Consider the following 11,738-nt stretch of genomic DNA (forward strand, 5'->3'; position numbering starts at 1 on the left):
TTTCTTGATTTGTTCTATTTTTGGAAGGTATATTTACAATAAGAAGAAGTTGATTTTATCGTGTATAATCGGTTACAGACTATTTCTTAAGAAAACCCACAATATTTCATACATTTTTTAGATAGGGGCAATAGGATGATAAAGGAAAAAGAAAGAGGAGAGACTACGGAGTATGTCTACAATTTACTTAAAGAAAGAATATTCGAATGGACGTTAGCTCCTGGGGAAAAAATTAATATCAGACTGTTAGCAAAGGAAATTAACACTAGCCCAATTCCACTTAGAGAGGCTCTATCACGCCTTCACTCAGAAAAGCTCGTAGTTTTACAACCAAACAAAGGTTATCATGTTAGCAAAATTTTAAATGATGACGATATGAAAAAAATGTTAGAAGCTCGTTTTTTAATGGAAACCCATGCAGTGCGAAATATTATCCAGTTCAATAAAATAAGTGTTATTGAAGAAATGTCCAGATTAAACAAGATGATGATTTCAACAAATATGGGGTCTACAAATAAAAAAGTAATTATTTTCACCCATCTAGATCAGCAATTTCACTATTCTATCATGAATGCAGGGGGAAACCCCTTCCTTTCCGAAGCATATCAGGGCATGCATTGTCATCTTCACATTGCCCGTTTTTACCATGTTAAAGGTGAGGTCGACCAAAAAGAGGCACCAGCGGAACATCAAGAAATAATTGAAGCGATTCGTACACGTGACGTATATAGAGCTGAAAAGGCTATTTTCCATCATATTAATGATTCCTTAATGCGTTTATTAGATCGGAAAAAGTAATCATCCGGTTGAGTGGTCGACAAGTACTTAAAATTCTACAAAAAAGGCTTCTTTATTAAGAAATAGAAGCCTCATTATGTTTTTTAATTTTACTTCTTCAAGATCTTTTAGCATTTCCGTTTGTATGAAATGATTCTTAAAGGTGATGACTTTCCATTTTCCATACTTATTACCATTTATCTAGATTGATTTTCAGATTAATATTGGGGAAACCTCTCGCCTGCTTCCACCATCTTTTGTGCATGTAGAACAATTTCTGTGTTCAGTAAAGAGATTTGTTTCTTCACTTCAGTTCTACTTGCGTCGACAACAATTGTCGCTTCTGAAGTTTTCTTTGTTAACTTTTTTGCTTTTTCTGATTGAAAGTCTACGGTATGAAAAGTCTCAACTGATCGAACCTCGTCAGAATTCCAAACAGCTGCATCAATTTTATTTTCTTTTAACATTTCAAAAAGCTGCATATAGTTCAAATCGACCAATTGAACGTCCAACCCTTCACATTCAAGTATGGTTATGTTTGTTTGGTCTGGTGACGAGCGATCAATCCCAACTCTCATTCCTGGCTCAATTTTTGCTTTCGTTGGGTCAGCCAAGAAAACCTTATGGCACGAAACATAAGATCCTAATTCAAAAGATTTAACAATATCTAAGCCTTTGTGTAATTTGATTCCTTCTTCAGCAGCTAATTTTGAAACGATCGCAAAATCATAACGCCTCGTTTTAAGCACTTCCAAACGATTGCTGGCACCTCTCATTTTGCGTATAGGGCATTCAGCTCTAATCGACCTGCACAAGGTATTGAGTACTTATTGCCAGCAGCGAAAATGTCGAATTTAACAGAAACAGATCTGGATGCCCATCGCTTGGTCCTATATCTCGATCAACATCAACGCTCCATGCTTCAAGAAAAAATAACCGGTGCGGCGAGTTTTGATGAAGGCGATCGGTTGGAGGTTTTTCCGAAGGGAACTAAATGGACAGGGATTTTGCCTGTCATCACCCATTTGGGAATTTCCCCTGAAGAAGTAGTGACCATTGGCAACTGTACTAACGACATTGGGATGTTAGAAGCGGCAGGCTTAGGCATTGCCATGGGGAATGCACCTGAATGTGTGAAGGAAAGTGCTGATTTTGTAACGGAAGATAATAACCACGATGGGGTAATTTTGGCATTAAATAAGGTCTTTAACCTTCACAGTTCGTTTATTTCTTAGTTTTTTTCTAGAAGGATTTTCACACTAGGAATAATTTACATCTCAAAAAGCCGATAGTTACGGAAAAGTCGTAGAATACAAAATCATCTTTCACAATGGGGAGAATAACGGATGACTCCGATAAAATCGCCAGGTCTCAGATTGTAGACAAAAGGCATCCGAAAAAACCATTCGGATGCCTTTTTGTTGTATTTCGCCTAGTAACACATACAGCAAATTTAAAAAGAAATTGTTTAAACTTTAAAGAGAATGTAGGTGTGTCAAAGATTCATAGTGGAAATTAAATTAAGATACTTGAGTTATCATTATTCTCATCGGACAAATTAGTTGTTTGTAAAAGTTAAGGGTGATTTTTCCCTAACCACCTAACATAAACAACCCCAATTGCATACGCCTCTTCCAACACCTTAGCCAATAAAGCCTCCAATAATAGCTCCTCCGATTACTCCTAAGCCAATGATTGGTAAATAGGCTTTTGTAATCAGTGCGTCTGGGAGGCTAATTAACAACCCTAACAAAATTCCTTTTGCCCAACCATACATTGGCAGAACAGTTACTGATATTAAGAAACCAATCGTATGATTTCTCCAAAAATCCGGTTGAGAAATTATTTTAAAAAAGCTGTGTCAAACTTGGTTGTTGATTTCCGCTCCAGGATACTCGCACCTTCCGCTCCAATCAACACTGTTTAAAAATAAATATTGTTCTTTAACAAAGCCTTAAAAAAAGACAAAACAAGAAAGGTTTCTCGTTTTGTCTCTTTTTGTTCATTTCTTTAAAAATCTCTTTGTACATTTTAAAACCGTAAAGGTGAGGAACATTTTAAATTTCCCCATATTATGGCTTATAAATTAAAACATAATCACCAGGTCCAGTTAGGGCCACGCCAAGAACAACAGCAATTAAAATAAAATTATATTCATATCCTCCATCAGTTAGCCAAAAACCATTTTTACCATGGACAGTGATGATTGCATCAATCATCACAATAATGATTAGGACTGCCCCTAACCAGGTGAGGATGCCGGCGGAAAAAAGGAGACCTCCTATAAGTTCAAATATTCCGGCAAGGATTGCCCAAGTTCTTCCGCCTGTCTTAATTCCAATCGTACCTAAAAATTCACCGAACTTTACTACCCCTGGTCCCCCAAACCATCCAAACAATTTTTGGGTTCCATGCCCTACAAACGTAAGACCGATAGCCAAACGTATAATCAAAAGGCCCATATTAACCATTCCCATACCTCTCCTTTCTTTAAGTGTAGATCATTAATATTGACTCACTTCTAAAAGATTGTTCCTTTTCCTTAGCAACGCAGATAAATGCTCCAGAATCGCAGATAAATTTATTTGAAATAATTTTTCTAAAATAAAAACAACTAGAGAAGGCCCTTTGAAGAGCCTTTTCTAGTTATTCTTTCCACTTACTGTTCTTTTACCTTCGCACGTTTAATAAAGAACGCTAAAATAAAAGCGGCAAATGCAATACCCGTTGCAACAATAAACGCATCATTAATCCCGTCAATGGTCGCTTGCTGCATCGATTGCCCATAAACCAAATAGGTTGTCAGTTGTTTTCCTGCTGCAGCCGGAATGTGGGCATAACCCGATAAGACCTGTGTAAGCTGCGAAAATTTATCAGCAATAAAAGGATTCGAACTTGTAACAGTATTGGTAAAATCACCATAATGAGCCCCTTGCCTTGTCGACATGACCGTTACAAGAAGTGCCGTCCCAATACTACCTGCAACCTGTCTGGCCGTATTAGAGGCCGCTGTCCCGTGCGCACCAAGATGACGTGGCAATTGGTTAAGTCCCTCTGTCATAACTGTCATCATAATAAAGGACATCCCAAACATCCGCATGACATATAGAAATAAGATATGACCATAGCTGGTTGTCATACTAAGACTTGTAAACTGCCATGTGGTTATGACCGTAATCGCTAAGCCGATAACCGCCAGCCATCTTGCACCAATTTTATCAAAAAGTGCACCTGAGATAGGTGACATAATCCCCATCACGATGGCACCAGGAAGCATCAATAATCCTGATTCCAATGCCGTATAGCCGCGAATATTTTGCAAATAAATCGGAAGCAGGATCATGGCACCAAACATCGCCATATTCACGATCATACTAATAATCGTCGTTAAAGCGAAAATATCATATTTAAAAACTCGTAAATCAAGCATCGGCTTATCTGCTGTTAATTCACGCCAGACGAAAGCAACTAATGAAATAATACCGACTGCTAAGGAAACGATAACCGTACCGCTGTCCCAGCCATCATTTCCAGCTTCGCTAAAGCCATACAATAGGAAGCCGAAACCTAAGGTTGAAAATAAAAATCCTGGAAAATCAAATTTCGGATTGGTTACCTTCGTTACGTCCTTCATCCACATGAAGCTTAGAATTAAATCAAGTACACCGATTGGAATGACAATGTCGAACAATAATCTCCATGAATAATGTCCGATTAGCCACCCTGACAGGGTTGGTCCAATTGCAGGAGCAAAGATCATGACAATTCCCATGATCCCCATTGCCTTTCCCCGTTTTTCCGGAGGAAATAAGGCGAAAAACACGGTCATCAATAGTGGCATAATAATACCCGCTCCACTGGCTTGGATAATCCTTCCGATCATCAGCATACTAAAATTGGCTGACAAGGAACAAACCAACGATCCTAGTGTGAAGAGAAGGATAGCAGAGATAAATAGTTTCCTAGTCCCAAACTTCTCAATAAGGAAGGCTGTAACAGGAATCGCAATTCCGTTTACCAGCATATAACCTGTCGAGAGCCATTGGACCGTATTCGCCGAAACACCTAAATCATTCATAATATGCGGGATCGCTACATTTAATAAGGTTTGATTCAAAATGGCTACAAAGGCACCGAGCATTAATGCGACAAGAACTTTTCCTGTTCCTGAATTCTCCTTTTCGTCAGCAGCCTTTTCTTTTTCCCGCTTCTTGCTAACTTCTTCTTGTTGTACATCCGCAACATATTCCAAGGCCGGTTCAGCAATCGCCGAATCTTCCTGCATTTCTTCCACTTGATGGGATAAATCCTGCTGGGTATTCGCCGGAACCTCTTCGGTTTCCAAACTTTTTTCCTTTAATTCATCATCATTGATTTTCGTTTGGACAGGATTTTCCATACTCTCTTGATCCATCACTTTTGTTTGAAGCATGTTCCGCTTTCTTTGTTTGATCATCATAAAATTTATAATAAGTAAAACCAATATGGCTAAAATAACATAACCCGTGATATATATGGACATTTTATCACCTACTTATGAATTCGCACGGTTACGTTCATACCAGGGACAATTGCAACACCTTTATTATCATCAATGGATACTTTTACAGGAACAACCTGTGTAACTTTTGTGTAATTACCTGTGGTATTTGTACTAGGCAATAAAGAGAATGTCCCTGAAGTTGCTAAACCAATTTGTTTTACTGTTCCCTTTAATTCGCTATTGGGGAAAGCATCCACATAAATATCGACATCCTGTCCTACTGCGATTTCATCAATACTTGTTTCCTCAATATTCGCTGTTACCCATAATTTATCCAGATTATAGACTTGGGCAAGCGGTGTCCCTGCGGCAACAAACGAATCTTGAACGGCATTACTTTGCACAATCGTTCCATCCGTTGGAAGCGTCACATTCATTTTGACAGGCTTTCCATCCGCACCCGTAGTAGTAATGGTTCCAACTTTATCATCTTTTGAAAAACGGTTGCCAACATTGGCATTCCAATTTGTTAATTTTCCGTTTGCCGTTGCAGCAATTGTCACCTGTTGTCCAGCAATTTGGGCATTGTCTGTTGTTAAATAATTTACTGATTTATTGTAATAGGCATAAATTCCAAAACCTCCCCCTACTAGAACAAGTAACATAATAATGTTGATTAAAAGTAAACGTTTTGCACTCATTAACCTTATTCCTCCTCTAATGTTAGCTTCTGTAAGACAATCTTTTGCAACCGTAACAGCTCCGAGACATCCTCCTCCGGTAAATCAAGGACATCGTTCATTTTATTGATAAAAAGGGAGTCCGAAGAATGAAACTGATCTAAGATTATTTTCCCTTTTTCTGTTAAATGAATAGAGACCACCCTTCTATTTTCAGGGGGAATTACTCTTTCGACTAAGCCCATTTGAACTAATCGTTCAATCACATTACTTGCAGTACTGTTCGTCATTCTTAATTTTTCAGCAAGTTCTCCTAAACTTATATTGGGATTCGTCGCAAGCTTGTAGATTGCCTTTAATTGGACTGTTGTGAGTCCTAATTTATCCGCATCAAATTTAATCAGTCTTTTGATGGCTTTATTGATCGCTAAATATGATTCATAGATCTCATTATTTAGTACGGCCATCGCTGCACTCCTTTCTCTTATTCTTCTAAATCTTCCCACTGGAATATTTCGTATGCGAAATAATCTTTACAGAAATACATTATAATCAGTGGACATTTAAGTGTCAATATAAAAAATGACACATTGTCATATGTACATTGACATTAAATTATAGGCCTATTATCATATATGTAGGATAAATTGTGACAAATTGTCATATGATGCAAGGAGTGAAATCGTTGCCAAAACCAACGTTTTTAAATTTATCAAAAGAAAAACAAGAAGGATTATTGAAAGCTGCGAAGAAGGAATTTTCGCGGGTTCCATTAAATGAAGCATCCATTTCAAATATCATTAAGGATGCTGGCATACCCAGGGGGAGCTTTTATCAATATTTTGAGGATAAGGAAGATGTGTTCTATTTTTTATTAGATGAGCATTCTACTCGGAATAATGAGCGCTTCATTTCCATCTTAAAAATGAATGAAGGAGATTTATTTCAGTCCTTTATCGATTGGTTTAAATCCATTCTCATCACCTTTGAAGAACAGGAAAATCGCCAATATTTTAAAAATACCTTTTTAAACATGAATTATCGAATCGAAAAAGCGATAACACAGAATATTTATGAAGAAAAAGCAAAAAGCAGATTCATGGGAATCATTCACTCGATCAACTCGGAAAATTTAAATGTACAAAATGAAGAAGAATTACACCATATCTTTAAAATCATGACGGCCGTAATGATTCGAAATCTCGTTTCTGTCTTTGCGAGGGAAATTCATACAAATGATGCAATGAAGGCCTTTTCTTTGGAGCTGGATTTACTTAAAAGAGGGTTCTATAAGAAATAAAAAATAAGTGCCAGGCCCCTCCCGTATACGGGATCGGTGCCTGGCACTTATTTTTTGGCACTTATTATTTCTATAAATTATACAATAAAACGCTCATCATTAAAGTAAATCATTTCTGTAAGAAATTTCGGGCCTTGAATTTTTTTAAATGCCTCTTTTGCTTCTTTTTCTGTGTCAAATTCAAACATGTTAACATTGTTTTTTGAATAGACTGTGATAATCCACATAAAAATATATTCCTCTTTTCATAGATTAATAGAAATGATTTAACTAAACAAATTTGCTATACTGCTGTTTCTTTCTTGATTTCCAAGGGATTTGTTTCCTTATTTGCCCTAATTTCTTCATTCACTTTGTACGCCTCTTGCAGATATTCCGTCTCATACCCACTTTTAAAGCCCCAAACATAAAATACTAGGGATAAACCGGCAATTAAGAGCATATCCCAGCCGTATGGGATAATGTCCTTTCCGCCAAACTTGTTACTTCCTAAATAGGATACACACATCATACATAATAGGTAGACAACCATCCATAGACCAGCGAGAAAATTCCGGCGGAACCCCTTCCATTTCACTTTTATTTGATAGTAAAAATAAATCGGAAGACCAATCATAATGAATAATAAGACCTGTCCGGTTAACGGCCAACATGCCCAATATAGGGTTAAAGAAGCAAAAACAAACCCGCATGGTGCAATAATACTCAGTCCTTTTAACTTAATTGGCCGATACAAACGTTCCCCTGTCCTTCTTAATGTCATGACGGTAACAGGTCCTGTAATATAAGAAATTAACGTCGCAACAGAAATGACTTCCGCCAGTTTCCCCCAGCCTCTAAACAAGAATAAAAATAGAAACGATACAGCCAGGTTTAAGAACATTGCCGGACGTGGTACGCCATACAACGGATGAATTTTTCCAAACACTGCCGGAAAATACTTATTCTTTTGCATCCCATAGATCATCCTCGCTGTTGTGGCGGTATACGTAATAGCTGTTCCTGAAGGAGAAATAAAAGCATCAGAATAGAGTATGATGACGAGCCAGTTCAGGTTTAGTGCAATAGCCAAATCAGCAAAAGGAGAATTAAAATTTAACAGATTCCAGCCATGGACAAGTAAGGAAGGATCGACAGACCCAATAAATGCAACTTGCAATAGAACATAGATCATCGTTGCAATCAGGACCGAACCCACAACTGCGATTGGGATGGAACGCCCGGGATTCTTAGCCTCTCCTGCCATATTGATTGGGCTTTGAAAACCATTGAATGCAAAAATTATACCTGATGTCGCGACAGCTGTAAAGACACTTGATAAACTATGACTTTCGCCTCCTGAGTTCAACGTAAAATTCTCGCCATGAAAATCTACAAATAAGAGGGAGCCAATCGTCAGTCCAGGGATAATGATTTTAAAAACCGTGATTAGAGAGTTCGCTTTTGCAAATAAGCTAACAGTCCAGTAATTTATGAGAAAATAAATAAGTAATAATATAGAAGCAATCGATAAGCCTTTCAGAGTAAGACTACCATTTAATACCAGGTGATGTGTCCACTGTGCCCATTTCCAAGGCAACGAACTCATATATTGAACAGAAGCTATGGCTTCAACGGGAATAACAGAAACAATGGCAATCCAATTGGACCAACCGGCGAGAAACCCAATAAACGACCCATGAGAATATTGCGTATATTTCACCATTCCCCCTGCTTCAGGGAACATCGAGCCTAATTCACAATAAGAAAGAGCAATAAATAAAATAACCGCCATTCCAATGAGCCAGGAAAAAATCGCTGCAGGACCGGCGATTTGTGCGGCTCTCCAGGCCCCAAATAACCAGCCAGATCCGATCATCGAACCTATCCCTACCATTGTTAAGGCAAACGTTCCCATCCTTCTTTGTAATTGATTGTTCATCCATACAACCTCTTTCTTGTTTAGATAACTTTAAAAAATACAGAGATCCCATTCCTGAGCCAAATGTTTTAATAATCTAACACCTGTCAGGCTATTCCCATATTCATCAATTGCCGGTCCATAAATGCCGATTCCACAACCGTCTTGAAAGGGATGATCTCTATTTTTATTTGGCGGAACTAAGGCCAGAATCCCTCCGGATACCCCGCTTTTTGCCGGGAGCCCGACAAATGCCGCAAATTTACCGGAAGCATTGTACATTCCACAAGTAATCATCAAAGCTTTAGTCAGTCTGGCCACTTCTTTAGGTAAAACCTGTACATGGTGAATGGGATGATATCCGTCATGCGCCAAAATCATTCCAATCATGGCGATATCTTCTGTAGTTACTTCGAGCGAACAAAGCTTTAAGTAAACTTCAAGTGTTTCTTCCACCTCGGCTTCTAAAAAGCCAGTCTCTTTTAAATAGTAAGCCAAAGCCCGGTTTCGATGGGCTGTTTGCCATTCAGATTGGAACACTTCCACATTCAGGTTTGGACGTTTTCCGATCATTCTTTCAATTAATTCATTAACATTTTCCAATTTACTTTGTGACGAATCCCCTGGCAGCATGGAAGCAACAGTAATAGCCCCCGCATTAATCATTGGGTTAAACGGCTTTCCCGGTTTATGCATCTCCAAACGAATGATCGAGTTAAAGGGATCACCCGTTGGTTCAACATCCACACGGTCCAACACATAAGAAATTCCACGAGTTACACATGCTGTAATAAAGCTGATTACTTTTGAGATACTTTGCAATGTAAAAGGGACATGCCATTCCCCAGACCGGATGTTTGAACCTGTTGGTAATGAAATACAAATTCCCAGCTGGAATAGGTTTGCCTTCCCCAAAGCGGGAATATAGCTAGCACATTGTCCTTCCGTGGCAAAAGCGCGAAAATGGGACACCCATTCATCCAACCCATCTATTCTTTGATCATGAACCTCTTGTTTTATCGCTTTGATCAAGTTCTTCTCTCCTTTAATGTTTTTACAATAATGAAAGTGGAATCCTCTCGCTTTCATTAATGTTCGGTTTAGAAAACGCTTTCGAATTGTTACTTAAAAAATATAATTGATTCTATAATCCGCACTACAAAAGAAAACGGGAATCTACAGAAAGTTTTTTATCTTTAAAATAAAATTTTTAAACATGGCTCTGGCATTGTGTTCAGATATTTCTACCTGTATACTGTTGTTCAGACAAACAGGAAGTGATCATCTTGAATTTCAGCCCACTACTCAAAAAAGACATCAACATCCTTATTTTGATGTTGATAACGGTCCCATTAGCTGGTGTCATCAATTTTTATCCAATCAATGCCGCCTTCCGAATCAGTTTTGGGGTGCCGACCTTTTTATTCTTTTTATTATTATTTCGTAAGATTCCGCCTGTCTTGCCTGGTTTTTTGACCGCTATAAATATTGTAGGATTTCGTATCCTGCTAGAATTTATCCAGGATGAGCATTTTCATTGGGTAAGCTCTTTTCAAGACAATTTTTCAAGCTTCTTCTTTTATTTGGCTTATGCTTGTTTCTTTTATTTGGCAAGAGTCAACCGATTTCATGACCGGCTTTTGGTCATCGGATGGATTGGCATTTTCATTGAAATCTTATCTGATATCGTTGAATTGACCGTTCAATACATCGTTTTAAGTACAACGATTAAATTTTCGTCGCTAAGCGAAATGCTGATAATGGCGATTTCACACAGTTTTATTGTTCTTAGCTTTTTTACCATCATGCAGCTGTATCAGGCGCAAGAAAGAGAAAGACAAATTCGAAAACAAAATGAGCATATGCTCCTGTTGATTTCCAACCTATATGAAGAATCGATTCATTTAAAAAAAACGTTGGTCAATGCCGAAAACATCACAAAAAAATCCTATGATTTATACAAAGGCTTATACGAGTTGAAAAACGTTCCGGGTATTGCCAATTCAATCGAGGATTTCTCTAGGGTGGCGTTGAATATCGCTGGAGAAGTTCATGAGATTAAAAAAGATAATCAGCGTATTTTTGCAGGACTTTCAAAGCTCATTTCTGTTGAAAGCTTCGCTGATTATATGGAACTAAACGAGCTGATTTCCATCATAAAACGGACAAACGAAAAATATGCCTCTTTACTAGGTAAAGAGATTCACATTGAGTATTCCATTAGTGGAGTTCATCCTCCCTATCACGCGTTCACCCTTCTATCAATCATCAATAATATTGTCACAAACGCGGTAGAAGCAATCGACTATGTCGGAACAATCACCGTTAACGTAGAAAGGAATCTAGAAACAATTGAATTTCAAATCGGCGATGACGGACCTGGTATCCCATCAAGGCGAAAAAATGCAATTTTTAAGCCAGGGTTTACTTCGAAATATGATCAGTCCGGAAATCCCTCTACTGGTATGGGATTATCGTTTGTCAAAGAAATGATGGATCAACTTGAGGGTGAAATATCAGTTAAGGATCAACCAGAAGGAACAGGAACGATTTTCATAATTCGATTACCCGTGAGTCATTTAATCAAGAAAGGATGAT

At 38.0% G+C, this 11,738-nt stretch carries 12 protein-coding genes; 4 read left to right on the forward strand and 8 right to left on the reverse strand.

What is annotated here, in order from left to right; all coding sequences use genetic code 11:
• Positions 1-135 precede the first annotated feature (135 nt).
• Complete coding sequence (locus ACFQZ9_RS28040) at positions 136-798, forward strand: GntR family transcriptional regulator (protein ID WP_026576149.1); 663 nt, start codon at positions 136-138, stop codon at positions 796-798.
• Positions 799-995: 197 nt separating this feature from the next.
• Here the strand turns inward: ACFQZ9_RS28040 and ACFQZ9_RS28045 are convergent, their stop codons facing one another.
• The gene (locus tag ACFQZ9_RS28045; protein ID WP_498946643.1) at positions 996-1,553 is read right to left on the reverse strand and encodes a type 2 periplasmic-binding domain-containing protein; all 558 of its coding nucleotides are present in this window, start codon (positions 1,551-1,553) and stop codon (positions 996-998) included.
• 54 nt (positions 1,554-1,607) lie between these two features.
• Between ACFQZ9_RS28045 and ACFQZ9_RS28050 the strand changes: the two genes are divergently transcribed.
• Positions 1,608-2,012 carry an HAD family hydrolase gene (locus ACFQZ9_RS28050; RefSeq protein ID WP_498946645.1) on the forward strand — a complete coding sequence of 135 codons (405 nt, stop codon included), beginning with the start codon at positions 1,608-1,610 and terminating at the stop codon, positions 2,010-2,012.
• Between the two features lie 837 nt (positions 2,013-2,849).
• Here ACFQZ9_RS28050 and ACFQZ9_RS28055 read toward each other — a convergent pair.
• From ACFQZ9_RS28055 to ACFQZ9_RS28070, 4 genes are all read right to left on the reverse strand, one after another.
• The gene (locus ACFQZ9_RS28055) at positions 2,850-3,248 is read right to left on the reverse strand and encodes a DoxX family protein (protein WP_498946646.1); all 399 of its coding nucleotides are present in this window, start codon (positions 3,246-3,248) and stop codon (positions 2,850-2,852) included.
• A gap of 188 nt (positions 3,249-3,436) precedes the next feature.
• Positions 3,437-4,918, reverse strand: coding sequence for a DHA2 family efflux MFS transporter permease subunit (locus ACFQZ9_RS28060; RefSeq protein ID WP_498946754.1), 1,482 nt, complete (start codon positions 4,916-4,918; stop codon positions 3,437-3,439).
• 389 nt (positions 4,919-5,307) lie between these two features.
• The gene (locus ACFQZ9_RS28065) at positions 5,308-5,961 is read right to left on the reverse strand and encodes an HlyD family secretion protein (protein WP_498946647.1); all 654 of its coding nucleotides are present in this window, start codon (positions 5,959-5,961) and stop codon (positions 5,308-5,310) included.
• Positions 5,962-5,966: 5 nt separating this feature from the next.
• Positions 5,967-6,407 (reverse strand): MarR family winged helix-turn-helix transcriptional regulator, encoded by a 441-nt coding sequence (locus tag ACFQZ9_RS28070; RefSeq protein ID WP_498946648.1) that lies wholly within the window; start codon positions 6,405-6,407, stop codon positions 5,967-5,969.
• A 209-nt stretch (positions 6,408-6,616) separates the two neighbouring features.
• Between ACFQZ9_RS28070 and ACFQZ9_RS28075 the strand changes: the two genes are divergently transcribed.
• Positions 6,617-7,240 carry a TetR/AcrR family transcriptional regulator gene (locus ACFQZ9_RS28075; RefSeq protein WP_498946755.1) on the forward strand — a complete coding sequence of 208 codons (624 nt, stop codon included), beginning with the start codon at positions 6,617-6,619 and terminating at the stop codon, positions 7,238-7,240.
• 77 nt (positions 7,241-7,317) lie between these two features.
• Here the strand turns inward: ACFQZ9_RS28075 and ACFQZ9_RS28080 are convergent, their stop codons facing one another.
• Genes ACFQZ9_RS28080 through ACFQZ9_RS28090 form a run of 3 tightly spaced genes read right to left on the reverse strand, consistent with a single transcriptional unit; the run spans position 7,318 to position 10,229 of the window.
• The gene (locus ACFQZ9_RS28080) at positions 7,318-7,467 is read right to left on the reverse strand and encodes a hypothetical protein (RefSeq protein ID WP_198311825.1); all 150 of its coding nucleotides are present in this window, start codon (positions 7,465-7,467) and stop codon (positions 7,318-7,320) included.
• 56 nt (positions 7,468-7,523) lie between these two features.
• Positions 7,524-9,161: a glutamate/serine transporter AimA gene (gene aimA, locus ACFQZ9_RS28085; protein WP_498946649.1), complete on the reverse strand. Its 1,638-nt coding sequence runs from the start codon at positions 9,159-9,161 to the stop codon at positions 7,524-7,526.
• 30 nt (positions 9,162-9,191) lie between these two features.
• Positions 9,192-10,229 carry a glutaminase gene (locus ACFQZ9_RS28090; protein WP_498946650.1) on the reverse strand — a complete coding sequence of 346 codons (1,038 nt, stop codon included), beginning with the start codon at positions 10,227-10,229 and terminating at the stop codon, positions 9,192-9,194.
• A gap of 188 nt (positions 10,230-10,417) precedes the next feature.
• Here ACFQZ9_RS28090 and ACFQZ9_RS28095 point away from each other — a divergent pair, with 188 nt between their 5' ends.
• Complete coding sequence (locus ACFQZ9_RS28095; protein ID WP_498946651.1) at positions 10,418-11,737, forward strand: sensor histidine kinase; 1,320 nt, start codon at positions 10,418-10,420, stop codon at positions 11,735-11,737.
• The last annotated feature ends 1 nt before the right edge of the window (position 11,738 follow it).

Origin of the sequence: Neobacillus sp. GCM10027624 (assembly GCF_042675345.1) — a bacterium.
Taxonomy (GTDB): Bacteria; Bacillota; Bacilli; order Bacillales; family Cytobacillaceae; genus Neobacillus; species Neobacillus cucumis_D.